This is a genomic window from Amycolatopsis sp. NPDC043885, from assembly GCF_056435685.1.
In genome coordinates, this window is the sequence record NZ_JBWKEA010000001.1 from 361191 (window position 1) to 386694 (window position 25504).

Annotated in this window: 21 protein-coding genes and 2 pseudogenes; 8 read left to right on the forward strand and 15 right to left on the reverse strand. The window is 69.9% G+C overall.

What is annotated here, in order from left to right:
- Positions 1 to 2: 2 nt before the first annotated feature.
- Complete coding sequence (locus AC069I_RS01845) at positions 3 to 1595, reverse strand: DNA polymerase Y family protein (protein ID WP_478265146.1); 1593 nt, start codon at positions 1593 to 1595, stop codon at positions 3 to 5.
- 14 nt (positions 1596 to 1609) lie between these two features.
- Positions 1610 to 2284 (reverse strand): hypothetical protein, encoded by a 675-nt coding sequence (locus AC069I_RS01850; protein WP_478225229.1) that lies wholly within the window; start codon positions 2282 to 2284, stop codon positions 1610 to 1612.
- Between the two features lie 230 nt (positions 2285 to 2514).
- Here AC069I_RS01850 and pip point away from each other — a divergent pair, with 230 nt between their 5' ends.
- On the forward strand, positions 2515 to 3462 hold the full coding sequence (gene pip, locus AC069I_RS01855; protein ID WP_478225047.1) for a prolyl aminopeptidase: 948 nt from the start codon (positions 2515 to 2517) through the stop codon (positions 3460 to 3462).
- On the opposite strand, the gene AC069I_RS01860 is transcribed toward pip, so the two are convergent.
- The 3 genes and pseudogenes from AC069I_RS01860 to AC069I_RS01870 all read right to left on the reverse strand — a co-directional run bounded on the left by AC069I_RS01860 (position 3459) and on the right by AC069I_RS01870 (position 5743).
- Entirely contained in the window at positions 3459 to 4799 is a 1341-nt protein-coding gene (locus tag AC069I_RS01860; protein ID WP_478264658.1) for a DUF6351 family protein, read from the reverse strand. The two genes, pip and AC069I_RS01860, sit on opposite strands and share 4 nt — an antisense overlap.
- Before the next feature lie 58 nt (positions 4800 to 4857).
- A pseudogene (locus AC069I_RS01865) lies at positions 4858 to 5254 on the reverse strand (VOC family protein).
- Between the two features lie 2 nt (positions 5255 to 5256).
- Positions 5257 to 5743 (reverse strand): annotated as a pseudogene (locus AC069I_RS01870) (pyridoxamine 5'-phosphate oxidase family protein).
- 180 nt (positions 5744 to 5923) lie between these two features.
- Between AC069I_RS01870 and AC069I_RS01875 the strand changes: the two are divergent.
- Positions 5924 to 6628, forward strand: coding sequence for an SRPBCC family protein (locus tag AC069I_RS01875; protein WP_478225045.1), 705 nt, complete (start codon positions 5924 to 5926; stop codon positions 6626 to 6628).
- Here the strand turns inward: AC069I_RS01875 and AC069I_RS01880 are convergent.
- The 9 genes from AC069I_RS01880 to AC069I_RS01920 all read right to left on the reverse strand — a co-directional run bounded on the left by AC069I_RS01880 (position 6625) and on the right by AC069I_RS01920 (position 16962).
- Positions 6625 to 7377 carry a hypothetical protein gene (locus AC069I_RS01880; RefSeq protein WP_478233938.1) on the reverse strand — a complete coding sequence of 251 codons (753 nt, stop codon included), beginning with the start codon at positions 7375 to 7377 and terminating at the stop codon, positions 6625 to 6627. The two genes, AC069I_RS01875 and AC069I_RS01880, sit on opposite strands and share 4 nt — an antisense overlap.
- Positions 7378 to 7612: 235 nt before the next feature.
- Positions 7613 to 9175 carry a bifunctional phosphoribosylaminoimidazolecarboxamide formyltransferase/IMP cyclohydrolase gene (gene purH / locus AC069I_RS01885; protein ID WP_478264659.1) on the reverse strand — a complete coding sequence of 521 codons (1563 nt, stop codon included), beginning with the start codon at positions 9173 to 9175 and terminating at the stop codon, positions 7613 to 7615.
- Positions 9172 to 9789 carry a phosphoribosylglycinamide formyltransferase gene (gene purN, locus AC069I_RS01890; protein WP_478225042.1) on the reverse strand — a complete coding sequence of 206 codons (618 nt, stop codon included), beginning with the start codon at positions 9787 to 9789 and terminating at the stop codon, positions 9172 to 9174. The genes purH and purN overlap by 4 nt, the downstream gene beginning before the upstream one ends.
- A gap of 76 nt (positions 9790 to 9865) precedes the next feature.
- Positions 9866 to 11290, reverse strand: coding sequence for a cell division protein PerM (locus AC069I_RS01895; RefSeq protein ID WP_478264660.1), 1425 nt, complete (start codon positions 11288 to 11290; stop codon positions 9866 to 9868).
- Between the two features lie 143 nt (positions 11291 to 11433).
- On the reverse strand, positions 11434 to 12243 hold the full coding sequence (locus tag AC069I_RS01900) for a DUF5336 domain-containing protein (protein ID WP_478225040.1): 810 nt from the start codon (positions 12241 to 12243) through the stop codon (positions 11434 to 11436).
- Between the two features lie 345 nt (positions 12244 to 12588).
- The gene (sucD, locus tag AC069I_RS01905; RefSeq protein WP_005165134.1) at positions 12589 to 13476 is read right to left on the reverse strand and encodes a succinate--CoA ligase subunit alpha; all 888 of its coding nucleotides are present in this window, start codon (positions 13474 to 13476) and stop codon (positions 12589 to 12591) included.
- Between the two features lies 1 nt (position 13477).
- A complete protein-coding gene (sucC, locus tag AC069I_RS01910; RefSeq protein ID WP_126736646.1) occupies positions 13478 to 14647 on the reverse strand; it encodes an ADP-forming succinate--CoA ligase subunit beta in 1170 nt (389 codons plus the stop codon).
- A 117-nt stretch (positions 14648 to 14764) separates the two neighbouring features.
- Complete coding sequence (locus tag AC069I_RS01915; RefSeq protein ID WP_478225039.1) at positions 14765 to 15124, reverse strand: hypothetical protein; 360 nt, start codon at positions 15122 to 15124, stop codon at positions 14765 to 14767.
- Positions 15121 to 16962, reverse strand: a complete 1842-nt coding sequence (locus AC069I_RS01920) for a hypothetical protein (protein ID WP_478264661.1) — start codon at positions 16960 to 16962, stop codon at positions 15121 to 15123. Before AC069I_RS01920 ends, AC069I_RS01915 begins: the two co-directional genes overlap by 4 nt.
- A 585-nt stretch (positions 16963 to 17547) precedes the next feature.
- Between AC069I_RS01920 and AC069I_RS01925 the strand changes: the two genes are divergently transcribed.
- Entirely contained in the window at positions 17548 to 18234 is a 687-nt protein-coding gene (locus AC069I_RS01925) for a M23 family metallopeptidase (protein WP_340684684.1), read from the forward strand.
- A gap of 663 nt (positions 18235 to 18897) precedes the next feature.
- On the opposite strand, the gene pcrA is transcribed toward AC069I_RS01925, so the two are convergent.
- Positions 18898 to 21315, reverse strand: coding sequence for a DNA helicase PcrA (gene pcrA, locus AC069I_RS01930; RefSeq protein ID WP_478225037.1), 2418 nt, complete (start codon positions 21313 to 21315; stop codon positions 18898 to 18900).
- A gap of 90 nt (positions 21316 to 21405) precedes the next feature.
- Between pcrA and AC069I_RS01935 the strand changes: the two genes are divergently transcribed.
- From AC069I_RS01935 to AC069I_RS01955, 5 genes are all read left to right on the forward strand, one after another.
- Positions 21406 to 21825 carry a DUF1707 SHOCT-like domain-containing protein gene (locus AC069I_RS01935; protein ID WP_478264662.1) on the forward strand — a complete coding sequence of 140 codons (420 nt, stop codon included), beginning with the start codon at positions 21406 to 21408 and terminating at the stop codon, positions 21823 to 21825.
- A 171-nt stretch (positions 21826 to 21996) separates the two neighbouring features.
- Positions 21997 to 22284, forward strand: coding sequence for a chorismate mutase (locus AC069I_RS01940; RefSeq protein WP_034304455.1), 288 nt, complete (start codon positions 21997 to 21999; stop codon positions 22282 to 22284).
- A gap of 150 nt (positions 22285 to 22434) precedes the next feature.
- Positions 22435 to 22740: a hypothetical protein gene (locus AC069I_RS01945; RefSeq protein ID WP_125680026.1), complete on the forward strand. Its 306-nt coding sequence runs from the start codon at positions 22435 to 22437 to the stop codon at positions 22738 to 22740.
- A gap of 338 nt (positions 22741 to 23078) precedes the next feature.
- Positions 23079 to 24323 (forward strand): hypothetical protein, encoded by a 1245-nt coding sequence (locus AC069I_RS01950; protein WP_478233944.1) that lies wholly within the window; start codon positions 23079 to 23081, stop codon positions 24321 to 24323.
- A gap of 256 nt (positions 24324 to 24579) precedes the next feature.
- A complete protein-coding gene (locus tag AC069I_RS01955) occupies positions 24580 to 25425 on the forward strand; it encodes a hypothetical protein (protein ID WP_478264663.1) in 846 nt (281 codons plus the stop codon).
- The last annotated feature ends 79 nt before the right edge of the window (positions 25426 to 25504 follow it).

Sequence of the window (25504 nt, forward strand, 5' to 3'; positions counted from 1 at the left end):
GGTCAGTCGTACTTCCCTTCCAGTGTCCACATCGGATTCTTGTGGTGCTCGAAGCGCAGCAGCACCGCCTCTTCGGCGTCCTGCCCGTCGGCCAGCAGCACCTGCACCCGCATCCGGGTCCCCGACCGGGCGTGCCCCGCGCCGGCCCGGACACCGACGAACCACGGCCCCGCCCAGGCGATCACCTCGCGCGGCTCACCACCCTCGAAACTCACGAGGAACGGAGCGGCGGTCACCCGGCGCCGCGCGGTGATCTCCACGACGCGTCCATTCTCGTCCAGCACCTGAGCGGATACCGGGCGGGCGAACACCGTCGCCGGTGAGGGCGACGGGAGCCGCCCTGCCCAGTTCGCGTCCGCCTGCGCCGATTCCTCGCGCCGGTCTCCCCACGGCACCAGCCGGACTCGCTCGGCGGGATCGCGACCTCCGTCGAGCACCGCGGTGAAGACGCTCTCCGGGCCGAGCAATCCCTGCACCCGCACCAGCGCGCGGCCGGCACGTTCACCGGACAGGTCTTCGTCCTCTGTGGACGGACGCAGCACACCCGTCGCGCCCGCCTGCCACAACCCGAGCTGCAGCAACCGCCCTTCGACCGTCTCCTCCGGCTCCAGCCGCAACCGCACGACGCCGGAACTGGGGCGCTCCTTGGCCTTCAGCCAGCCTTCGAACTGCCAGCGCACCCTGTCCGCGACACCGAGCGGGGTCAGCGGTTCGGCGCAGCGCCACACCCGGCCGAGTTGTTCGCCGGTCTCGGTGGTGGCGTAGATGCCGAGCCGGGTGCAGGCCAGCCCGTGCGCGGCGAGCCCGGCGTGGAAGCGTTCGCCGAGTCCTTTCGCCACGAAAGCGGCGGCGTCGACCCGGTCGATCGGCGGGTCGAACGCCTTCGCCAGGGAGAGTTCCGGTGGCGGCCGTCGACGCGACGGCGGACGTTCGGACCGTCCTCGCGCCAGCCGATGCGCGAGCACACCCTCCGCCCCGAAGCGCGCGGAGACGTCGCTTTCGTCGAGCGCCGCGAAGGCGCCCAGCGTGTGCAGGCCGAGCTGTTTGAGCAAGGTGACCAGCTCGGCGCGGCCCGCCTCGGGCTGATCGAGCTCGCGGATGGGCAACGGGGCCAGGAATTCCGCCGTGCCACCGGGTTCGACCAGCGTCGAACGGCGGGCGGCGAGCGTCGCGGCGAACAGGCCGTCGGCGACGCCGACCTGACTTTCCACTCCCGCCGCCACGGACACCTCGTCCACGAGTCTTTCGAGAAGGCCGTGCTCACCACCGAAGTAACCGGCCGCGCCGTCGACCGGGACGGCGACGATCCCCGGGCGTACCACCTCGACACCGACGGCCAGCTCCTCCACCGCCCGTGCGACGGACTCGAAGAGCCGGGCGTCACGACCGTCGTCCTCGCCGAAGACCGCCAGCTCCGGACAGCAGGACTGGGCCTCGCGTCGCCGCATCCCGCGGCGGACGCCGTATCCCCTGGCCACCGCGGTGCAGGCGACCACGCGGTTCGCCGAGAAGACCGCGGCGGGGCGGCCGACGGGTTCGCCCGCGACGGCCGCGGCGGCGACCGCGGGCCAGTCCGGGCACCACAGCACCAGCATGCGCACGGGTGGGTTCACGCCGTCCCCCACCTGGTCGCGGGGAAGTCGGCCCGCTCGACCTCGCCCTGGCCGGGAAATCGCAGCAAGGCCGACATCGGCCGGGCGGCCGCACCCCGGCCACCCGCCCGTACCTCCACCTCACGGGTGCGCAGGTAGCCCGCGCCACCGCCCTCGAAGCCCGTCCAGCGCGAGCGACGGCAGCTCAGTTCGACCTCCGCACCGGGCCAGGAGCCCAGCGAAAGCAGCACCGAACCACGGTTGCGCGCGCGGGCGGACAGCTTTCTCGCCACCTCGGGCCGGGCGAGCCCCGGACCGACGACCACGAGGTCGAAGCCGTCGAGCAGGGCCGCGGTCACCGCCGGGAACTCGGCACCGGGACGGGGGACCAGCGCCAGCCTGCCCACCTCGACCCCGAGTTCCGCGGCGGCGACCACCCCGAGCGCGGGCAGGCCGACCGCGACCGCCCACGCACCGCCGGCGGTCGCGGCGGCCAGCAGGGTGAGCATCAGTGACGTGGACCCCAGCACCGAAACGGTGCTCCCGCGCCGGAGCCCCGCGGCGGGCAGCAGACCGGACAACGCCGGGGACACCGGGAGCACCCTTCCCGTCGTCCTCGCGTGTTCGGCCGCGGAAGCCACGCCACTGGCCGTGCTCACACCTGGCAAAGCCGCCAGCCTCGCCAACGGCAAGGCCCGCGCCTCGACCACCTCCGCTGTCACCGGACCTCGCCTCCCCACGACACCTAGACCGTCCTTTGTGGACGGCACCGGCGTGCCACGGGGAAGGCGGCACTTCGAACGCTTGTTCGATGACTCCAGTAGACCGGGTGGCGCAGCGGTTGTCAAGCGAGCCGGGGTCGGCCGCCGGGCGGACAGCCCTGTCTCTCCGTGAACCGCGCCGCGTGTCCGACGATAGGCCCATGTACCCGGAGATCGAGCCCCACGCGTCAGGCCACCTGGACACCAGAGACGGCAACCTCGTGTACTGGGAGGAATGCGGGAACCCCGACGGCAAGCCCGTGGTGTTCCTGCACGGCGGGCCCGGCGGCGGCTGCTCACCGTCGCACCGCCGGCTGTTCGACCCGTCCGCCTATCGGATCATCCTGTTCGACCAGCGCGGGTGCGGGCGGTCGCTGCCGCACGCTTCGGTGTCGGGTGATCTTTCGTCGAACACGACCTGGCATCTCGTCGACGACATGGAACGCCTGCGGGAGTCGCTGGACATCTCGCGGTGGCAAGTGTTCGGCGGGTCCTGGGGGTCGACGCTGGCGTTGGCGTACGCCGAGAAGCATCCGGAACGGGTGTCGGAACTGGTGCTGCGCGGGGTCTTCACCCTGCGTTCGTCCGAAGTGGACTGGTACTACCGGGGTGGCGCGGCGAACGTCTTCCCGGATCTGTGGGAGAAGTTCACGGCGCCGATCGCCGGGCTCGACGGCGATCCCGTCGAGCTGTACGCGAAGCTGCTCGCCGACCCCGACCCCGCGGTGCACGGGCCCGCCGCCGTCGCGTGGAGTACCTGGGAGGGCGCGACGGGGACGCTGCTCCCCCGGCCCGAACTGGTGGCGGATTTCGCCGTGCCGGAGTACGCGCTGGCGTTCGCGCGCATCGAGAACCACTATTTCGTGCACAACGGGTGGCTCGAAGAGGGACAGCTGATCCGAAACGCCGCCGTGCTGAAGGACATTCCCGGCGTGATCGTGCAGGGGCGGTACGACCTCGCCACGCCCGCGGTTTCCGCGTGGGACCTGCACAAGGCGTGGCCGGAGTCGGAACTGGTGATCGTGCCGGATGCCGGGCACGTGTACGACGAGCCCGGCATCCTGGCCGCGTTGCTGGCGGCGACGGACCGGTTCCGCGCTCAGCCCTAGCGAGGAAGCGGAGCCGGGTGGTACCGCCGGAACGCGGGTGCGGCAGTGCCCCCTTCACCGTGCAGCCAGTCATAGAGGAAGCGGAACTCCGGGCCGAACCGGTTCGCCTCGGCGTTCAACCGCTCGGGTGACATCGACGGCCAGCGGCCGGTCTCGACGCGGTCCCGCAGCACGCGCAACGCCGTCAGTTCCTCGGCGGCGGTGTGCTGGCAGTGGCCGCCCCGGTTCACGAACAGCTGCCGGATCAGGCCGGAATCGACACGGTCGCCGTAGGTCCGCTCGTGTTCGGGGGCGACGCCGTCGCCGATCGGATGCAGCGTGACGACGGGCGGACGGCCACGTCCTGTCGGCGTCCCGACGCGGGTGAGCCATCGGGAGGCGGCGTTGTCGGCCTTGACCCGGGGCGCTTCGGCAAGCGCGGCCAAGTCGGCGCCGAGGTCCAGGCCGGCCTCACGGTAAGCCTGTTTCACCAGGTCACGTTCACTGGACCGGGCGAGCATGTCGCGGTAGTCCACTCCGGTGTTCCCGGTCGGGTTCCCGCCCGCCCGCACCTCCAGATCAGCTCGGTGCGCGCCCCAGGACAGCTGGTCGTAGACGGCCAGAACGAATTCCGTCTGCTGGCGGATCTGTGCGGCGACATCGGTGGATCGGGGATGATGCGCCGTCGACCAGCCGGGGACGTCGGCGAACGCGTTGGCGAGGGCGAGCCGCGCCCGTCCATCGGGTGATTCCAGCGCCGTCGCGACCACCTGACGGGCTTTCGCGAGGTTCGCCCGCGGGTCGGCGATGCGGGCGACCTCCAGTTCCGGCGCCAGCAGCGTCCGGACCGCGAACCCCAGGTCGAGCGCCTGGCCGAACACCGCGGACCCGCCCGCGACGGGACCGCACATCGCCAGCACGCCGTCGATCCGGTGCGGAAGCCGCTCGGACAACAGGACCGCGTTGAGCCCGCCGCCGGAAGCTCCCCAGGTGAGCACCTGCTCCGGACGTCCGAAGGCGTGGTCGAACCAGGACAGCAGCGCCGTCTGGTCGTGAACGGCTTCGCGGGCCGAGAAACCGTGCGGCTTGCTGTAGAGCGACGCGGCCAGCGCATAACCCTCGCCGAGGAGAACGGGTTTCGCCTCCTCCCGGTTGGCGAGCTCGATCTCCTCGGGCACGTAGCCCGGCGGGTAGATGCCGTGGTTGTACAGCAGCAATTTGCCGTTCCAGTTCGACGGCACCTCGACCCGGTACCGGGCGCCGTCGATCGCCCCGGTGCGCACGCGGACGTCGTCCGTCACGATGGCGGGCGCGCCGGTGACGATCAGCGCGGCGGCCAGGATTCCTGTCAAGGTCATGGTGGAAATGCTGACAGCGCAAGGCTTCGCGGGAATCCGTCGAGACGCGGCTTCTCGTCTACGCTTCCCGGCGTACGAGCTCTTCCGCCAGCTCGACGACGATCCCCTCCGGACCGCGGACGTAGCAGAGCCGGTAGCTGTCCTCGTACCGCACCAGCTCGCCGACGAGCGTGCCGCCATGCGGCCGCAAGCGATCGAGGACGTCGTCGATGTCCTCCACCGAGAACACGAAGTGGCGGATGCCGGGTGTGTTCATCGGCGCGCGCGGATCGGCTTCCGGCCCCTCCGGCGTGTGGTACTTGATCAGTTCCAGGCCGCCGTGACCGTCCGGCGACCGTGTCGCCCTTGAGCGACGCTTCGCCTTCCAGTTCGAGACCGAGCGCGGTGAAGAACGCCTTGGCCGCGTCGAGATCGTGGACCACGACACCGACGTGTTCCAGCTTCTTGAGTGTCATGTTCAGGCACTCTTCCGGCGGATGAGCTCCTCGACGGCGGAAGGCAGGGCGGTCTCGAAGTCGATGAGCTTGACCCAGGTCGGGGTCAGCACGATGCGGACCATGCCGTCGTAGAGCGACCGCACGTTTTCCTCCCATTCGACCCGCTGCTCGGGCGTCATCTCGTAGGTGCCGTTCCACTGGAGGTACTCATCGGGGATGCCGTCGACGTAATCCCAGTTCGACGGTGCCACGCAGGAGCAGGATCTTCGGCGGGTGCGATTCGGTGTCGATCGTCAGCGCGACGGCGGGGCTGCGGCGCAGCGCCGGCAGCTTCGTGGCGTTCGTCGAGGTGCACATGACGATCTCCGTGCCGTTCCAGTGGATGCCGATCGGGATCGCGCGCGGCGTGCCGTCGAGCGCGGTGTAGGCCAGGCGGGCCAGGTCATGGGCCAGGAGTTCCTGGCTGAGTGTGCGGTTCAGGATCTCGTCGATCGTGTTCTGCCGCATGTCGCTCTCCTCGGGCCGTTGTCTTCGCGGACTCCCCAGGGACGTCGCTGCCCGGCGCATTTCGACACTCCAGAATGTGACATGCATCACATCGACTTTAGCGGGCTAAACGCGATCCGGTTGTCGAAAGCGCCCCTGGCCAGGCGTCGCTCTTGTAAAGGCAGCGAGAGAGGGACAGAAATGGCGAAGGAATCCGAGGTCCGCTTCGAGGGCTTCCTCCCCACCACACCCGCGGACACCTGGGCCGCGATCACCACGGGCAGCGGCGGCTGGCTCTGGCCGATCCAGTACGAACCCCGCGACGGCGGCGCCGAGTCCGGCCTCACCCCCGACGGCGGCATGGTCACCGTCTGGAAGCCGTCACAGCGCTTCGTCACCTACGCGGAAGACGAGAGCGGCTGGTTCAACACGCTCGAATACGTCCTCGAACCGAAGGACGGGGGCACGTATCTGCGCTACGAACACACCACCGTCCTCGACGACTGGGACGTCGAATACGACGCGTGCCGGCAGCACACATCGTTCTACTACCACTCGCTGGGCGAGTACCTGAAGCACTTCAACCGGCGTCAGGCGAAGTACTTCAAGGCCGACGCCCCCGAAGCGTCGAAGGCTCCGAAGGCGTTCGAGGCGGTCCGGGCGGTGATAGGCGCGAAGGCCGTGGGCGACCGGGTGTATCTCGATGTCCCCGGCGTCGAGGGCGTCGTCGACTACCTGACACCGGCCTTCATCGGCGTCCGGACCGAAGACGCGCTGTACCGCTTCTACGGCCGGAACGTCTGGGGCTGGCCTGTCGGCATCGGGCACCACCTGTTCGCCGAAGACGCCGACGCGGACGAGGCCGCGAAGGCGTGGACGGCCTGGCTGAACGACCTGTACGCCTAGCGGGGCAGGTTCTTCACGAGCTCGGCGCCCACGGACTTCGCCACTTCGGCGGACTCCGCGGGCGGGATCGGCGAGTTCGTGAAGAACCCTTTGTCCCATCCTTTGTAGGTGACGATGACGACGTACACGCCCTGGGTGACCCGCAGCTCCGCGCCGCTGAAGGCGCTGTCGGTGTCGAGGGAGACGAGAACCGCCTTCTCCCCGATGCCCTGCACCTGCTGCTGACGCTCGGACGGCGCGGCCGACCCGGTGGAAGACTCCGACGCGCGCTTCTCGGCGTCCGGCCCCTCGTAGCGGTACACCATGACCTGGAGGGCGCGGTCGTGGACGTTGTCGCTCTCCGGCGGCAGCCAGGAACAGCCTTGCTGCTTGGTGACTATCTCGCCCGCTTTGAACTCGTTGTCGCGGACGCCCTGGAAGCTGCTGGTGAACGTCTTGTTCAGGGTCTCCGGGGAGAGGGAGCACTCGGCGGGCGGCTGCTGCGAGACCGGTGCCTTGCCGACCGACGAGTAGTACTCGGACGCGAAGATGCCGCCAGGGATGCCCAGCCCGAGTAGCACGACGCCGCCCACGATCAGGCCGACGATCAGCCCGGTCTTTTTCTTCTTGGGCGGCGGCCCGTAGCCGGGCGGACCGTACCCGGGCGGCGGCCCGTACCCCGGCTGCTGCCCGTAGCCCGGCTGGCCTCCCTGCCCAGGTGGCGGGCCGTAACCCGGCCCCTGGCCGTACCCCTGCGGCGGCTGGTGCACCGATCCTCCCCCTACCGATTCGCGTACGTCCGCATCGCGTTTAGCCCGCTAAAGGCGACACGCGCCCGGACCTGCGTTTCGCGGGCTAAACGCGATCTGCGGCCAGCATGGCACGACGGCCGGGGCCGGGCACCGGGAATGCCGTGGTCCCGTCGCGGGCACCCGGATCGCGATTAGGGGGCTAAACGCAGGTCCGTGGCCGGATCGCGATTAGCCCGCTAAACGCAGGTCTGCGTCAGTGGGCGAAGTGGCGTGTGCCGGTCAGGTAAAGGGTGACCCCGGCGGCCTCGGCGGCGGCGATGACCTCGGCGTCGCGGATCGAGCCACCCGGCTGGACGACGGCGCGGACGCCGGCCTCCAGCAGGACCTCGAGCCCGTCCGGGAACGGGAAGAAGGCGTCCGACGCGGCGACGGAGCCCTTCGCCCGCTCTCCCGCACGCGACACCGCGAGCCTCGAGGAATCGACCCGGTTCACCTGGCCCATGCCGACGCCGACAGTCGCGCCGTCGTTCGCCAGCAGGATCGCGTTCGACTTCACCGCGCGCAGCGAACGCCACGCGAACTCGAGGTCGGCCAGCGTCCGCTCGTCGGCGGGCGCGCCGGTCGCCAGGGTCCAGTTCGCCGGGTCGTCGCCCTCGGCGGCGATCGTGTCGACGGTCTGCACCAGCATGCCGCCGGAGATCGGCCGGAACTCGATCGGATCCGGCGACGTGATCGCGGGCAGTTTCAGCAGCCGCACGTTCTTCTTGCGCTGCAGGATCTCCAGCGCCTCGGCGTCGAAGTCCGGCGCCAGGACGACCTCGGTGAACACCTCGGAGATCTGCTCGGCGGCCTCGCGGCTCACCGGCCGGTTGGTCGCGATCACCCCGCCGTAGGCCGAAACCGGGTCGCACGCGTGCGCCTTCCGGTGCGCCTCGGCGATGTCCTCGCCAACCGCGATCCCGCACGGGTTGGCGTGCTTGATGATCGCGACGGCCGGGGCCTCGAAGTCGTAGGCGGCACGGCGCGCGGCGTCGGTGTCGACGTAGTTGTTGTACGACATGGCCTTGCCGTGCAGCTGTTCCGCGTGCGCGAGGCCCGGCCGCCAGTGCTTGTACAGCGCGGCCTTCTGGTGCGGGTTCTCGCCGTAGCGCAGCACGTCGCCGCGCTCCCACGAAGCGCCGGTGAAGTCCGGGAAACCGGAGTCGTCCGCGGGCGCGTAGACGTTCGCGAACCACGATGCGACTGCGGTGTCGTAGGCCGCGGTGTGCGCGTAGGCCTGCGCGGCGAGCCGCTTGCGGTCGGCCAGCTCGAAACCACCGGCGGCGACGCACTCCAGCACCCACGCGTAACGGGAGGGGTCGACCACGACGGCGACGCTGTTGTGGTTCTTCGCCGCGGCGCGCACCATCGCCGGGCCGCCGATGTCGATGTTCTCGACACAGTCCTCGGGGCTCGCACCTGACGCGACGGTCTGCGTGAACGGGTACAGGTTGACCACGAGCAGGTCGAACGGCGCGATGTCGAGCTGCTTGAGCTGCTCGACGTGCTCCGGGCGCTCACGGTCGGCGAGCAGGCCCGCGTGCACGCGCGGGTGCAGCGTCTTGACCCGGCCGTCGAGGGACTCCGGGAACCCGGTGACCTCTTCGACCGGCGTCACCGGCACCCCGGCGTTCGCGATGACCTTCGCCGTGCCGCCGGTCGACACGATCTCGACACCCGCCGCGTGCAGCCCGGTGGCGAGTTCGAGCAGGCCGGCCTTGTCGGAGACGCCGATCAGCGCGCGCCGGACGGGACGCTGTCCCTGTGCGGTACTCACGAAAACCTCACCTTTCGTCCCTCGACCGCGCACCCGCTCCGGCCGAGTTTTTCGATCGTTTCCACCAGGAGCCTGCGTTCCACGGCCTTGATCCGCTCGTGCAGGACGTGCTCGTCGTCGTCGGGCTCCACGATCACCGGCTCCTGCGCGATGATCGGCCCGGTGTCGACTCCGGCGTCGACGAAATGGACCGTCGACCCAGTGACCTTGACGGCCATCGCCAGCGCGTCGGCCACGGCGTGCGCGCCGGGGAACGATGGCAGCAACGCCGGATGTGTGTTGATCACGCGGCCGGGGAACCGCGCGAGGAATTCGGCGCCGAGGATCTTCATGAATCCGGCCGAGACGACCAGGTCCGGCTGGTAGGCGGCGACGGATTCGGTGATCGCCTTGTCCCACGCCGAGCGGTCCGGGTGATCGGCCATCCGCACGGCGAACGACGGCACGCCGGCGCGTTCGGCCCGGGTGAGCGCCTCGATCCCGGCGCGGTCCGCTCCGACGGCGACCACCTTCGCCGGGAAGTTCGGCTTTTCGACCGCGTCGAGCACGGCTTGCAGCAGCGTGCCGGAACCGGACGCGAGGACGACGAGCTTCACCGGAGTGGGCAGGTCCAACCGACTAGCCAGAACGGGCTCCTTGCCACGGCGGTACGCACTCGGGCGTACGGCGCTTCACCTGGTCGCGACAACCCTAACGGTCGTCACCGGGGGCGCTTTCGTCGACGGACCCCTCGGTGGAGTCGGTCACAGCGACGTCCTGCTCGGGCTCGTCTTCCGGCTCCGCGTCCGGCTCGTCTTCGGCAGGAGTCTCGTCGACGTCCTCCGCCGGCTCTTCGGCTTCGGGCTCGGTTTCTTCCTCCGCCGGTTCATCCTCTTCCGGCTCGACGAGGTCTTCCTCGACCTCGGGTTCGCCCGGCGGTTCGGGGGCGTCGTGCGCTCCGGCGAAGAACGCGACGAACCCACCGGGGACGACGATCCAGCAGAAGGCGATCACCGACGCGACCCCGACCGGCACGCTGACCGGATCGAACGGCCCGTCTCCCAGCCTGCCACCGGAAAGGGTCCCGAGGATGACACAGCCGAACGCGACGAACGCGCCCGCGACGGCGACCGCCCTCATCCGCAGCATCGGATCCTCGTCGATCGCGCGGATCCGCCAGCCGACCAGCGCGCCGACCAGCGCGGGCAGGAGCAGCAACGCCGGCCACCAGACCGCGTGGTGCGACGGGATCCCCGCCAGCAGCGGCACCCCGGGCAGCTTGCCTTCCTGGTAGCCGAACATGCCGACGGTCAGCGAACCGACCGAGAACCCCGGCCCGGTGGTGAACGACAGCGCGGCGACGACCGCGTTCGGCAGGTAGGCGACGGAAAGCACCAACAGGCCGAAGCTCGCACCGAATCCCGGCTCGAACAGACTGTCCACAGTGGACCAAGAAAGCGCGGTGGCCGCGGTGAACACCACGGCGCCGCAGGCGATCAACGCGGCGAGCCCGAGCGCGCCCGCCCGCAGGCCTTGGACCGCCACCGGATCGAACCGGTCCCGCACCGCGGCAGGCAGCCCGCAGGCCTTGGCGACCCCCGCGATGGCGGCGAGTCCGGCGAGGAGGCCCGGTACGCAGAAAGCGGTCAGCGGGTTCACGTCGACCGGCGATCCGCCCGCCAGCAGGGCGACGAGCACACCGAACAGGGCGTGGGCGCCGGCGATCACCGTCACCACGGGAATGGCGTCCGCCGGGGTCCGGCCGCCGCTCCGGCGGGCGGCGCGCGCGGCCGCCCTCGCCACGAGCCAGCCGACGACGAGCGTCGGCAGCAGCGGCAGCACGCCGAGCGGATGACCACCGAGGTCGAGTTCCACCTGCCACGAGGCGAGCCAGCCGGGGCCGGCGGCGAGCAGGGCGCCGGTGGCGGAGAACCGGGACCGGTCGGCGGCGAACGAAACCACCGCGAGGACGGCCGCGATGGCGGTGAAGGAGAACAACAGGGGCGCGCAGGCCGCCGCGAGCAACACACGAACCCGCTTCGCCCTGGAGACCTCCAGCTCGGGGACGAGGTCGCTCACCGGCTCTTCGCCCGGCGGGCGTTCGTCGCGGGTGAGCAGCTTCATGAACCGCACCATGACATCCGGACTGGGCCGTCCGGGTGAGGCACGCCGCCGCCGGTCGGCGCACGTGGCCCAACCCACCCGGTCGGGTAACCCGGAAAAGAAAAGCACCCGCTGTGACACAGAGAGTCACAGCGGGTGCTTTTTCGTGCGAGAGGTCAGCTCTGCTGACCGAAACCGCCGGGCGGCGTGCCCGGGTTCTGACCCGACTCCGACGAGGAGGACGGCGGCTGCTGGAAGAACTGGCCCTGCTGCGGCGCGTACGTCGTGGCCTGCTGGCCCGGCGGCTGCGTGACCGGCGGCTGGAACCCGCCCGGCTGCGAGTACGGACCGGACTGCTCACCCTGCTGCTGCCCCTGCTGGCCCGAACCGGGGAACGGCTGGACCTGCGTGGCGGCCGGGCCCTGCTGACCCTGCTGGCCGAACGGACCCTGCGGGCCCTGCTGCGGGAACTGCTGGCTGTACGGGGCCTGCGGCGCCTGCTGCTGCGGCTTCGCGACGGGCAGCTTGATGACGTCGTGCTCGAACAGCAGCGCGGCGACCGCGACCAGCATCTGCAGGATGCCGAGGATCAGCACCACGGTGAGGATGCCGGGGACCGAGACATCCTCACGACCACTCCCGTAGCCGATGACCAGATCCAGCGCTCCGAACGCGCCGAGGACGCTGAACAACGCGGCGAACGGCAGTGTCTTCGGACCGCGCGGCAGCGCGTGCAAGGCCGCGAGCAGACCGCTGACCAGGAGGAAGACCGAGATCTGCCCGGCGGCGTCGGCCTCGTCGGAGAAACCGATGAAGAACTGCACCAGGCCGAGAACGGTCACGGCGAGCGCGAGCAGCAACGCCAGGTTCAGCGGAGTCGCCTGCGACGGCGCCTGCTGCTGAGGAAAGGCTCCCGAGCCGGGGTTGGGGTGTTGCTGGCCGCCACCCTGCTGGGGGTAGCCGGGCCCACCGCTGGGATAGGACATCCGAATGCTCTCCTGTCGTTCGACCGGCACCCCGGGGCGCGCGGGACTCCCGGGACAAACGAGGCGGCTGTGATGCTCGAACGCTAGCGCACACGCGGACACCCCACGCCTCGGGCTCTGAGACGTCTCTACACCCGGTCGGGTTCCGTGCGGAACCCCTCGGCGACGACCGGATCGCGATTAGGGGGCTAAACGCGACGCGGCCGCCGGATCGCGATTAGGGGGCTAAACGCAGGTCCGCCCCGACGTGCGTTCAGCGGGCTAAACGCGATCCGGGCGCAAAGAGGCGGGCCGGGCACCGGTGAAGGTGCCCGGCCCGCCGGGGAAAGCTCAGTCTCCGAAGGATCAGAGGCTGTTGTACAGCTCCCGCGCCAGGACTGCGGTCTCGCTCGGGGTCTTCCCGACCTTGACGCCGGCGGCCTCGAGGGCCTCCTTCTTGGCGGCGGCCGTGCCGGAGGAACCGGAGACGATGGCGCCGGCGTGGCCCATGGTCTTGCCCTCGGGCGCGGTGAAGCCCGCGACGTAGCCGACGACCGGCTTGGTCACGTTGTCCTTGATGTAGGCCGCGGCACGCTCTTCGGCGTCGCCACCGATCTCGCCGATCATCACGATGACCTTGGTCTCGGGGTCGGCCTCGAACGCCTCGAGGGCGTCGATGTGCGTCGTGCCGATGACCGGGTCGCCGCCGATGCCGACACCGGTCGAGAAACCGATGTCACGCAGCTCGTACATCATCTGGTAGGTCAGCGTGCCCGACTTCGACACGAGACCGATCGGGCCGGCACCGGTGATGTCGGCCGGGATGATGCCCGCGTTCGACTTGCCGGGGCTGATCACGCCGGGGCAGTTCGGCCCGATGATGCGGGTCTTGTTGCCCGTCGCGACCGCGTGCGCCCAGAAGTAGGCCGAGTCGTGCACCGGGATGCCCTCGGTGATCACCACGGCGAGCGGGATCTCGGCGTCGATCGCCTCGATGACCGCGTCCTTGGCGAACTTCGGCGGCACGAAGATGACCGAAACGTCGGCGCCGGTCTCCTTGATGGCCTCCTCGACCGTGCCGAACACGGTGAGGTCCTTGCCCTCGATGGAGACGGTCTGGCCTGCCTTGCGGGCGTTGACGCCACCCACGATGTTCGTGCCGGACTTCAGCATCTTGGTCGCGTGCTTCATGCCCTCGGAGCCGGTGAGCCCCTGGACGATGACCTTGCTGTTCTCGTTGATGAAGATCGACATCTCACGCACCTGCCGCGGCGAGCTCGGCGGCCTTGTCGGCCGCGTTGTCCATTGTGTCCACCACGGTGACGAGCGGGTGGTTCGCGTCGGCCAGGATCTGACGTCCCTCGACGACGTTGTTGCCGTCCAGCCGCACGACGAGCGGCTTGGTGGCCTCGTCGCCCAGGATCTTCAGCGCTTCGACGATGCCGTTCGCGACCGCGTCGCAAGCGGTGATGCCACCGAAGACGTTGACGAAGACGCTCTTCACGTCGGTGTCGTTGAGGATGACGTCCAGACCGGCCGCCATGACCTCGGCCGAAGCGCCGCCACCGATGTCGAGGAAGTTGGCGGGCTTGACGCCGCCGTGCTTCTCGCCCGCGTACGCCACGACGTCCAGCGTGGACATCACGAGGCCCGCGCCGTTGCCGATGATGCCGACCTCGCCGTCGAGCTTGACGTAGTTGAGGTCCTTGGCCTTGGCCTTCGCCTCGAGCGGGTTCTCCGCGTCCTTGTCGACCAGGGCCTCGTGGCCCGGCTGACGGAACGAGGCGTTCTCGTCGAGGGTGACCTTGCCGTCGAGGGCGATGATCTTGTCCTGCGGGTCACGGACCAGCGGGTTGACCTCGACCAGCGTGGCGTCCTCGGAGACGAAGGTCTCCCAGAGCTTCACGACGACGTCGGCGGCCTCGTCGACGACCTTCTCCGGGAACTTGCCCGCGGTCAGGATCTCGACGGCCTTCGCCTTGTCGACACCGGCGATCGCGTCGACCGGGATCTTCGCGAGCGCTTCGGGACGCTCGACGGCCAGCTGCTCGATCTCCACGCCGCCTTCGGCGGAAGCCATCGCGAGGAAGGTGCGGTTCGCACGGTCCAGCAGGAAGGAGAAGTAGTACTCCTCGGAAATGTCCGAGGCTTCGGCCACCAGCACGCGACGCGTGATGTGGCCCTTGATGTCCAGGCCGAGGATCGCCTCGGCCTTCTCGGCGGCCTCATCCGGCGTCTGGGCCAGCTTGACGCCGCCCGCCTTGCCGCGGCCGCCGGTCTTGACCTGCGCCTTGATGACGACCTGGTTGCCGATCTTCTCGGCGGTGGCCTTGGCTTCTTCGGGGGTGTTTGCCACGGCACCCGGCAGAACCGGTACTCCGTGGGCGGCGAAGAGATCCCTCGCCTGGTATTCGTAGAGGTCCACTACTCCAGTCTCCTGACGACACGCCACTGTGGTGGTCCGTTGCCGGACCGCGCTGTCGGACCAGTCGAGGTTAGCGACCTGCGCAGAAGCAGGGGACTCCGCACCTGGTGAAGTCGGTCACCGTACGCGGTCAGACGGTGTTTCCACGGTGTGAGACCGCACACCGGAGACCCAGTTCGCCGCGTTTTCCAGGCTTTCGAAGGCGTTCTCGAACCCGCTCGGGCCGTTACCGACCGCGAAGAGGAGAACGCCCGGCACGGCTTCGGCCAATCCTTCCGGTTCGTTCGCGCCGCACAGGACGCCGAGGATGTCCGGGTCCTCCTGTTCGACCGTCCTGGCCATTTGGTCGACTGTGTCGAGGCGACCGACGTAGACCACCTCGACGCCGTCGTCACGCAGCAACCGCCCGAGAGCGACCGCGGCACCTTCCTCCACGTCGAACTCGGCCAGCACGACCCGAAGAAGACGGCGCGTCATCCGGCCCGCCGTGCGCCCGCGACGGCCATCCCGGCCGTGACGAGGGTGACGACGGCGCCGGCCAGCGCGAGCCAAAACCCGATCCCGGCCGAGGAGCCGTCGTACTCCGAGCCGACGAGCGGAAGTTCCGCCGCACGCAGGCCGAGCACCAGCGCGGCCCCGGTCAAGGCGGACGCCGCCGCGGCCGGCCGTGAACGCGGGACGAGCGCGTACAGGCCGAGGACGACCGCGAGCGCGCCGAGCAGGCCCCACGACGCCGCGCCGAAGTCCGACCACAGCCCGGGGGCGGCGTAGCCGGGCGCGGTGAACACCGGCGTGCCGAACGCGGCGATCGCCAGTACCGCCGCCGCGACGAGCGGGGTGAGCACGTTCCCCCTCGCCCGCGTTCCGTCCAGGCCGGTGTCCAGTTCCGCGTCGTCGTCGGAGACGTCACGCTCCACGACGCCGGTGATCACCGCCGCGAGCGCGGCCACGGCCGCCAGCACGAGCGCGATGAACGTCCACGTGACCCCGGGACCCGCCGAGAAGCCGACCTTGTCCGGCAGCGGTAACGGCAGATCGACTCCGAACAGCGCCGGGTCCACGGCCTTGTCCTCGGTCACGGACAAGGCCGCGCTCAGCACCGCCGCGCCCGCGAGGACGACACCCGCCCACGTGGCCGCGACGACTCCCCTCGCGAACGCCGAGAGCCGCGGCACGAAGACGAACAGCGCGGGCACGGCGAGCACGACCGCGGCGCCGAGCAGCAGCCAGCGCGCCGGAGTCTCGGGTACCGGCGTCGGACCGTTGGCCTTCAGTACCGGGGCCAGCGCCCCCGCGACCGCGGCCGCGGCGGCGAGCAGCGCCAGCCCACCGGTGGCCAGCCGCCACCAGAACAGCCCCGGCAGCTTGGCCTCGCCCGCCAGGTCGCCGGTGACGGCCTCGCCCGCTTCCGCGACGTCGAACCGCGTGAAGGCAAGGCCCACGAGCGCCAGGCCCGCGACGGTCACGACCACCGAACCCGGCGCGACCGAAAGCCGGTCCACGACCAGCCCCGCGATCACGGGCGGGACACCGACCGCGAGCACCGCCAGCCCCGCTCCGGCGAATCCGCCCTTGCCGACCCCGGCCGAGGGCGAACTCACCGCCACGAGCACGGTCAGCGGGAGCAAGGCCGCGAGCAACAGGTACCCGGCCATCGCGACGGTCGGGCCTTCGAAGGCGTTCTTGGCCAGGAGGTAAGCGTTGCCCGAACCGAGCGGCGCGAGCAGCAAGCCGACCCCGCCCGCCACGCCGAGTACGGGGCCGAGCAGCCGCCAGCGGCGCCGTCCGTCGAGTTCACCCGCCAGTTCCGCCTCGTCGCGAGCGGCCCCGGCGGCGAACGCCCCGGCCGCGAGCGTGAGCAGATGACCCGCCACCAGCGGCCACAGCCCCGGCCCCGCCGGAGGCAGCGCGAGCAGCCTGTCGGCGAGGAACAGTTCCGGACGCGCGGCGAGGGACCCGTCGGCGAGCAGCTGCAGGTCCAGCAGCAGCCGTCCGGGCGCGAGCGCGGTGAGCCCGAGCACCAGACCCGCCGTGAGCCCGGAGCGGCCGGTGACCACCGCGTAGAGCACGGCCGCCGCGGGCGCCAAGGCCAGCACGACCAGCAGGGGAGCGGCGGTGAAACCAGGCGAACCGCCCTGGATGACGGGCAGCAGCGCGCCGGCGGCCAGCGCGACCGCACCGGCCGACACCAACCCCGCCGACAGCAGGAGCGCTCGCGGGCGGGAGCCCGGTTCGCTCCGGAGAAGTTCGGCGGACGCGGTACCGGGGTCGGCTTGCCCGGCGGAGTCGCCAGGGTGCCGTGAGCGCGAAGTCATCGACGGCGACGCTAGCAAGCCAGGGTCGGCGGGGCCCCGCAGCAGGGGCGCCCCAGGTCTCATCGGCGCTCGACCAGGCCAGTGAAGGGCCGGGTCCGGGTAAACCTGCTTCAACACCGTCGTGCAACCACTTATTTCCCTCGTTTGCCTCCTTTCCGGCCCTCCGGTACCCCCGAACGGCCCTCTGATCTTGTAACGCAAGTCACACGGTTGTGAGTAAACCTGGTCTAACTTTGGGTAATCCTCACTGGACAACGGCCAGATCACCGTCGCCCGATCGGCCGAGAGCGCCGCCAGATCTTGCTGATCGGGGTGCCGCTTCGTTACTGTCCCGGGGTCCCCATTACAGTCAGATCACGAATGAGAGCATCGAACGAACCACCCCCGAGGTCGTTCACCGGGATCCCCCGCCCGGGCTCTTGATCCGACTCCCCGAACACGGAAGGCCCCGTCTTGGCTTCACACCGCTCCCCCGGCGGCCAAGCTCCTTCCCCGGCGCTCGAGAACGCACTCGATGGTGCGGTCGTTCGCGTCCGGGGCTCGCACCGCCTGTCGCCCCCGTCCTCGGCCCTTCGCGGTCGTGTCGTGGTCGCAGCCGTCGCTGCCGGCGCCTTCGCGGCCGCCGCTGCCGGGCAGACCCTGAAGTCCGTTTCGGAATCCTCCGACGCCGCCGTCACCCCGCTGGCCAGCACTCAGGACGCGAGCGCCTCGTTCGCCCTCGGCGGCGGAGCCGGTGGTGGCGCCCCCGAGCTGCTGCCGACGAGCCAGTCGACGAACGCCTCCGCCGAAGCCCAGAAGCTCTCGGAGAACAACAGCATCACCCAGGCCCGCGTCAAGCGCGAGGCCGAAGCGGCCCGCAAGGCCGAAGAAGAGGCCAAGCGGCCCAAGACCTGCATGCCGACCAAGGGCACTTTCACCTCGGGCTTCGGTGCCCGGTGGGGCACGAGCCACCTCGGCATCGACATCGCGGCCCCGATCGGCACGCCGATCGTCGCGGCCTCCGACGGCACGGTCGTCGAAGCGGGCCCGGCCAGCGGTTTCGGCCTCTGGGTCAAGGTTCAGCTCGCCGACGGCACCATCCACGTCTACGGCCACATGAACTCGTTCTCCGTCCGCGAAGGCCAGAAGGTCAAGTGCGGCGAGGAGATCGCCGAGGTCGGCAACCGTGGTCAGAGCACCGGCCCGCACCTGCACTTCGAGGTGTGGCAGAACGGCACGAAGAAGATCGACCCGCGCCCGTGGCTCGCCGCCCGTGGCGTGAGCGTCGGCTGATCCTGCCGCAGTCCCCTTCACCACACCGGTGACCCCGCCCGCGACAAGGGCGCGCCGGACAACGACGCTCTGGCGCGCCTTCAAGGCCTCCGCTTCCCCCTTCGAAGACATCGGGAAGCGTCGCAGGCCATCCACCGCGGAGCGCGTGCCCTCTTTCGGGCCCTCAATGCCCTCAAGCGACGCCGTCGGCCGACTTCCGGACGAAGTACCCCACGGCGATCTGCCAGACCGTGCAGAGACCGGCCGGGCGCCGTTCGATCGGCCGCCATCCGGCGAAAAGTCCCCGGAAAAAAGTTCGGCACCCGGCTGGCCGCGGCCCGAACAGCCATCGCCGCGCGTGACCGCATACGACGCACCGTCCGGCCCCGTCCGGTTCGTGTGTCCGCAGTAACGCGCGCCAGGCCGCGACCAGCCTGAGCACTTCCGGCGGTTCCGGACCCCGATCCGTCCCCGCCCCTTCTTCAACACCCCGCAAGTACTCGAGTACCCCACTCGAGAGAACCCCAAACAAGACCCCGTCCACACCGTGTGCCCCCTCCTTCTGATCGGGGGCACACCGGCTCATCCAGCCTACCCCAGCGCATCGAACTCGTGTTCGATGACACAGGTATACGGGAGGGGTCCGACAGTTTTCGTGCGCGGCGAAGAAACCTCAGGTCAGGGCTAGAGTTTGACCATCGGGACGCTGCCGATGAGCATCAGCCGGACCTTGCCGGCGGCGCCGAAGTCGATCGTCGCCGTGGCCCGCGGGCCCGCGCCGTCGCAGGCGACGACGGTCCCGAGCCCGTACTTGTCGTGGCTGACCCTGTCGCCGACGTCCAGTTTGAGCGCGACGGTGTCCTTCCAACCCTTGCCGAACGGGCTCGTGCTCGCCGACCTCGAAGGCGACGAGCCACCGCCGCGGCTCCCCCAGGTCGTCGCGGCACGCGGCGATCCACCCGACGAACCGAAACCGCCGGAGGACGAGGAAGGCGCGAGCCTGCGCCAATCGACCAGGTCCGCGGGAAGCTCGTCGAGGAACCGCGAGGCCGGGTTCATCTGCGGCTGGCCCCAGGCGGAGCGCACCATCGAACGGGAGACGTACAGCCTCTTCCTCGCCCGCGTGATCGCGACGTAGGCGAGCCGTCGCTCTTCGGCGAGTTCGGTCGTGTCACCGAGCGCGCGCATATGCGGGAAGATTCCGTCTTCCCAGCCCGTTCCGAAGACGACCGGGTATTCGAGGCCCTTCGCGGTGTGCACGGTCATCAGCGTGACCACGCCGGCGTCGTGCCCCTCGCCGCTATCGTCGCCGCCGTCGGGCGACGGGACCGAATCCGCGTCCGCCACCAGCGAGACCCGCTCCAGGAAGGCGGGCAGCGAACCCGGCTCCGGCACACCGGGGTCCGCGGTGTCGATTTCGGGGAGTTCGCCGTCCGGACCGGCGACCTCCGTGGTGAATTCGGTGAACTCCCGCGCGACGGTGACGAGTTCCGTCAGGTTCTCCACCCGCGACGCGTCCTGCGGGTCTTCGGACTCCTCGAGTTCCGTGCGGTAGCCCGTGCGCTCCAGGACCGCTTCGAGGATGTCGGCGACTTCCGCGCCGCTCTCGACGACCTCGCCGAGCTCGTCCATCAACTCGACGAAACCGGTGATCGCCTTGGCGGAGCGCGGGTTCAGCAGCGGCACCTCGCCGTTGACCGCGCCGCGCAACGCCTGCGCGAACGAGATCCGCTCGCGCTCGGCGTACGTCGCGATGACCGCTTCGGCGCGGTCGCCGATGCCTCGTTTGGGGACGTTGAGGATGCGGCGCAGGCTGACCGTGTCCTCCGGGTTCGCCAGCACCCTCAGGTACGCGAGCATGTCGCGGACCTCGCGCCGTTCGTAGAACCGCACCCCGCCGACGACCTTGTACGGCAGGCCCAAGCGGATGAAGATCTCTTCGAAGACACGGGACTGGTTGTTGGTGCGATAGAAGACCGCGACGTCGGAATAGTCCGCTTCGCCCTTGTCCGCCAGCGCGTCGATCTCGCCCGCGACGAACGCCGCTTCGTCGTGCTCGTTGTCCGCCACGTAGCCGACGATCTTCTCGCCGTCACCGGAATCGGTCCACAGCCGCTTCGCGCGCCTGTTGGGGTTTCGCGCGATGACCGCGTTCGCCGCGTTCAGGATCGTCTGGGTCGAGCGGTAGTTCTGTTCCAGCAGCACGGTCCGCGCGTTCGGGAAGTCGCGTTCGAATTCCTCGATGTTGCGGATCGTCGCGCCGCGGAAGGCGTAGATCGACTGGTCCGCGTCACCCACGACGCAGAGTTCGGCCGGCTCGATCCCGGCCTCGTTCGCCTCGGTGCCCACCAGCTCGCGGACCAGCGTGTACTGCGCGTGGTTCGTGTCCTGGTACTCGTCGACCAGCACGTGCCGGAACCGCCGCCGGTAGTACTCGGCGACGTCCGGATACCGCTGCAGGAGTTCGACCGTCCGCATGATGAGGTCGTCGAAGTCGAACGCGTTGGCCTGGTTCAGCCGCCGCTGGTACTCGACGTAGACCTCGGCGACGCGGCGTTCGAGGTCGTTGCCCGCGTCGGCGACCGCCGTCTCCGGATCGATCAGCTCGTTCTTGAGGTTCGAGATGTGCACGGCCAGCGTGCGCGCCGCGTACTTCTTCGGGTCGATGTCGAGATCGCGGGCGACGAGGGTGATGAGCCGCTTCGTGTCGTCCGAGTCGTAGATGGAGAAACTCGACGACATCTCCAGCGTTTTGGCCTCACGGCGCAGGATCCGCACGCACATGGAGTGGAACGTCGACACCCACATGGCGCGCGCGCCAGAACCGACGAGGTCGCTCACCCGCTCCCGCATCTCCGCGGCCGCCTTGTTGGTGAACGTGATCGCCATGATCTGGCCGGGGTGCACGTCCCGTTCGGCCAGCAGGTACGCGATCCGCCGGGTCAGCACCCGGGTCTTGCCGGAACCCGCGCCCGCGACGACCAGCAGCGGCGAGCCCGCATGGGTCACGGCCTCGCGCTGTGCCGGGTTCAGGTCGTCGAGCAGGTCCGAGTGCCGGGACTTGGCCGGACCGTCCGCTGGGAGATCGAAGAGGGTGTTCATCGCCGGTCCACGCTACAGCGCCGGGCGTAGGCGGTGTTGACGCCTGCCGTCCGACGCGCGAGCGGTGTTCGCGGCGGAGGATCGGATGCCATGGACACCAACGGAATTCCCTCCCGGCTCAGGGCCGCCGACATCGACAGGGAGCGGGTCGCGACCCGTATCCAGGCCGCCGGCGCTGAAGGCCGTCTCACTCTCGAAGAAGTGGAAGACCGGCTGAGCGCTGTGTATTCCGCCGAATACACGGACGATCTCGTCGCGCTCACTTCGGATCTGCCGAAACCCGTGCCGAAGCGGCGCCTGGTCGCCTTCGGGCATCCAGCGGTGCGGATCCATCTCGCGGTCGCCGTCGTGCTTTCGGTGCTGCTGATCGTCCGATGGACGGCCTCGGGGGCGCCGTTCTTCTGGCCCGCGATGCCGATGTTCTGGCTGGCCATGAGCGTCCTCGTGCACGCCCGTGTCCGCGGAGCGCGCCGCCGCTTCAAGCCGGAGGACGGCATCGCTGTGGCATAATGACCGGCATGCGGCACCACGCGACGCGATTTTTTTACGGGACCCGGACTCCGGCTCCCGTGATCGCATAGTGCCGCGAATGCCATCACCCGAAGCCCCGGAGTCCACGGACCCCGGGGCTTTACGCTGTTCCGGGGGCCAGCAGGGAATCCGGACCGAAGAAAGGTCCCGATGAGCACCACACAGAAGCCGGACGCCGAAGAACCCACCGCCACCGCCGAAGAGATCGGCGAGCTCCGCAAGGAGATCGACTTCCTCGACGGCGAGATCCTGCGGCTGGTCAAACGCCGCGTCGAAGTCTCCAAGACGATCGGTGCGGCCAGGATGGCCGCGGGCGGCACCAGGATCGTCTACAACCGCGAGATGGACGTGCTCGCGCGCTACCGCGAGCTCGGGCCGGAGGGGCGGCAGCTGGCGATGGCGCTGCTCAACCTCGGGCGGGGCAGGCTGGGACGGTAAGTGGTAGCAAAGGTCCCTTGCTCCCGCGACGCACCCGGATCGCGTTTAGCGGGCTAAACGCGATCCGGCCACGTCACGATCCAGTGCCGTGAGGCGGAACTCAGGGTGTTCCCCGAGCCACGACGGCCCGGGACAGGGCAAACTGGACACATGATTAACCTCATCGCCGTCGTGATCGCGATCGCCGGTGTGCTCGCCGCGCTGGGCCATCTGGGCTATCTCGCCATGCTGAACAACGCGGCGGGTAAGCGCGCGGGCGGCACCCCCATCGCCCAGTACGTCAAGACGCGCTGGCCGATCGCGGCGGGTACCACCGCCGCGTCGCTTTTCGCCTGGCTGCTCACGAGTGGGGGAACGACGCTCGACGTCATCGCCATTTTGCTTGCAGCGGGTAGCGGGATCACGGCCACGAAAGCCTTGCAGTCGACCCAGCAGAAGTACCGCAGCGGCAACTGAACGGCCTCACCAGCGCCGATAGCACTCCGTAACGTCACCGAGGCCCGTTCGGCCGCGCCCGACCGAGTGAAACATCTGCAACTTGCAGAGCGGGTGAAGACTTGCGGGTGTCGAACTTTTAGTGTGGTCCTCGTGTGGACCCTTGCGTCTGGGTCGGGCGATGCCCGTATGGCGCGCGGGGGCGATGGCCCCGCGCGCCCCCAGTCGTATGCGCGTGCATTTGCTCACGAGACTGCTTGGGAGTCTGCAAGCGAGGGATCCCGTGAACCCGCTGCTCCGTTCGGCTTAACCGGTGTCACATCGCCGTCAGGGCCGGCCTGCGAGGGGGTCGCTCGGACATGAACGGCTGGGCGGAACACCAGGGACGGAACGGCGCCACGCAAGCGGGCCGCCACCGGGCGGGCGGTACCGAAGGCTGGACTCCCGCCGTGCCGCCGCGGGGGCAGCGCGCAGGCGGGCACGGGCATCACGCGCACCGCGAGTTCGCCCCGCCCGCCACCGGTTCCCTTCCCCTGCCGCCGCCGCGGGACAGGAGGGCGCCGGGCCCCGGCTACGCCCCATCGAGCGGCCGTCTGCCGCTCCCCCAGCCCGCTCGCGAGGTCCCCGTAGAGCCCCCAGTCCGCCCGGCCCGCGTCGAGGTCTCGTTCACCGAACCCGTCCCGCCTCCCGCCGAGGAACGGCGCGCGAAGGCCGCCCAGCGCACGAAGGTGACGCTGACCGCCCCCGCTCCCCGCCGTCCCGAGCCGGTGGAGGTCGACGACAACGAAGACGTCCGTGTCTACCTAGCCCCGCCTGTCGACGGTCTGAGCACCTTCGACCTCGGTTCGGTGCCCGCTTCGGTGACTCCGCCCAAGACCTGGCGCAAGGCCGCCTGGTTCGCGGCGGCGGCGTCCGCGCTGGTCGTGGTCGGCCTGCTCTTCGCCGGTTCGTACCTGGTCGGCAAACCCCTCCCGGAGCAGCAGAGCCAGGGCGGCTGGCCCGGATACCGCGGTGGCAGCCCGCTGACCCAGGACGGTCTCGCCGGCCATCCGGCCACGCCGCCGCAGGGTGGCGCGGCGGGCAACCCGTCTGAATCCGAGAAGGAGTCCTCCACCAGGGACGACCGCAGTGCCGCAAATTCCGGCACCCCCTCGGACAGCGAAAGCGCCGGGACCGGCTCGTCGCGGCCCGACTCGAGCGGGCCGGCGACGTCCGGGCGGCCCGCGCCGCCGTCGAGCGATCGGCCGCAGAAGCCGCCGGTCGTCCCGGCCAACCGCACCACCACGCCGGCCCCCTGGTACGCGTCGCAGCCGGACGCGCAGGCGATGGGCGACAACACCGAGCTCTTCCTCAACTCGGTTACCACGAACCCCCAAGAGGCGTCCTCGGTGACCTCCGGCGGCCTGCGCGAAGAAGGCGCGGAGGGCCTCCGGGACCGCTACCGCGATGTCGCCTACTTCGAGGTGAAGAAGGTCAGCATCGACCAGCGCCGCGGCGTCACGGTCAACACCGTCGAGGTCACTCACAAAGACGGAACGAAGACCATGGAGCAGCGTACGTTCACCTTCGGCGACGACGACAAGATCGTCGACGACGGCATGTAGGCGACCGCGCACGTGCAAGTGTCCTGTTCCTCTGCACGTGCGGTGCGCCGAGCGGTCATCCCTGGTCCGGGTGGGTGACCTAAGCTGCCGTTCGTCGTATCGCGACGGCATTCCGGCGATGGAGTCTGGCCGTGGACCGTCCGCACAGGGTTACCTGACGACGGCAGGGTCCGCACCGTTCAGAAGACGGCCGCGCGGACCAGAGGCGTCGGGCCGAACGGCCCAGCGCCTGCCCCGGACCAGAGCGAGGAATTTCGTGCTTGATCGACAGCGCATACGGCGGGAGGACGCCGTACGTGTCGAGGACGTCATCCCGGAAGAGATCCTGAACGACACCCGCGTCGACCGCGAGTACCTCGAGCAGGTCTTCCGCGAGCCGCAGAAGTTCGTTCCCGCGCGTGCCCGCGAAGAGCGGTCACCGCGGCCTGAACCCGAGGTGGACGAGCCGGAAAGCCGCGCCATCCGGCGGGCGAAGCTGGCAGGCCTGGTCGCCGCCGGGCTCCTGGTCGCGGGCGCCGTCGTCACCGCGGGCGTGCTCGCGGGCACACAGCCGCAGGGCACCGTGCCGGCTGCCGCCGTACCCGAGGTGATGAGCGGAGCAGCCGCGCTCGGCGGGCTCGCCGTCCCGGACTCCACCGAGCCGCAGCGGAAGCAGGAGACGCCGACGTCGTCGGGCAGCAGCGCGAGGCCCCAGCCGTCCTCAGGCACCGGCTCGGGCTCGCTCCCGCCGCAGGGCTCGTCGTCCAGCAGCACCAGCTCGCAGCCTGCCGCCAAGCCCGCCGCGGTCAGCACGGCCGAGGACAAGATCGACGCGGTCCGGAAGTTCTACCAGACCGTCGACGCCGATCCGTACGGCGCGATGTCGCTGATCACGCCGGTGCTGGCCGAATCCGAAGCGGGCAAGCTGATCGAGGCGTGGAGCGCCATGGACGCCATCCAGATCCAGGACGTCCGGGAACAGGCCGACGGCACCATCCTCGCCGTCGTGACCATGCGCAACCCGGACGGCGGCCTGCTGCGGGTCACGCAGGTGCTGGAATTCGCCGACGAGACCTCCGGCCTGATCACCGACGCGCGCCTGCTGTCCGCGCAGCACATGTGACGGACACCGCGCGTGTAACAGCCCTCCACCCAGGGCGATCAGAGTGTGCCGCGTGTGTGTGCGCAGAGTGAGCGCCTAG

What these genes read in the sequence shown, in the direction of transcription:
- AC069I_RS01845 (WP_478265146.1), bottom strand. Translation starts at nt 1,595, where the DNA reads ATGCTGGTGCTGTGGTGCCCGGACTGGCCCGCGGTCGCCGCCGCGGCC.
- pip (WP_478225047.1), top strand. Translation starts at nt 2,515, where the DNA reads ATGTACCCGGAGATCGAGCCCCACGCGTCAGGCCACCTGGACACCAGA.
- AC069I_RS01860 (WP_478264658.1), bottom strand. Translation starts at nt 4,799, where the DNA reads ATGACCTTGACAGGAATCCTGGCCGCCGCGCTGATCGTCACCGGCGCG.
- AC069I_RS01875 (WP_478225045.1), top strand. Translation starts at nt 5,924, where the DNA reads ATGGCGAAGGAATCCGAGGTCCGCTTCGAGGGCTTCCTCCCCACCACA.
- AC069I_RS01895 (WP_478264660.1), bottom strand. Translation starts at nt 11,290, where the DNA reads ATGGTGCGGTTCATGAAGCTGCTCACCCGCGACGAACGCCCGCCGGGC.
- AC069I_RS01900 (WP_478225040.1), bottom strand. Translation starts at nt 12,243, where the DNA reads ATGTCCTATCCCAGCGGTGGGCCCGGCTACCCCCAGCAGGGTGGCGGC.
- sucD (WP_005165134.1), bottom strand. Translation starts at nt 13,476, where the DNA reads ATGTCGATCTTCATCAACGAGAACAGCAAGGTCATCGTCCAGGGGCTC.
- AC069I_RS01915 (WP_478225039.1), bottom strand. Translation starts at nt 15,124, where the DNA reads ATGACGCGCCGTCTTCTTCGGGTCGTGCTGGCCGAGTTCGACGTGGAG.
- AC069I_RS01920 (WP_478264661.1), bottom strand. Translation starts at nt 16,962, where the DNA reads ATGACTTCGCGCTCACGGCACCCTGGCGACTCCGCCGGGCAAGCCGAC.
- pcrA (WP_478225037.1), bottom strand. Translation starts at nt 21,315, where the DNA reads ATGAACACCCTCTTCGATCTCCCAGCGGACGGTCCGGCCAAGTCCCGG.
- AC069I_RS01935 (WP_478264662.1), top strand. Translation starts at nt 21,406, where the DNA reads ATGGACACCAACGGAATTCCCTCCCGGCTCAGGGCCGCCGACATCGAC.
- AC069I_RS01940 (WP_034304455.1), top strand. Translation starts at nt 21,997, where the DNA reads ATGAGCACCACACAGAAGCCGGACGCCGAAGAACCCACCGCCACCGCC.
- AC069I_RS01945 (WP_125680026.1), top strand. Translation starts at nt 22,435, where the DNA reads ATGATTAACCTCATCGCCGTCGTGATCGCGATCGCCGGTGTGCTCGCC.
- AC069I_RS01950 (WP_478233944.1), top strand. Translation starts at nt 23,079, where the DNA reads ATGAACGGCTGGGCGGAACACCAGGGACGGAACGGCGCCACGCAAGCG.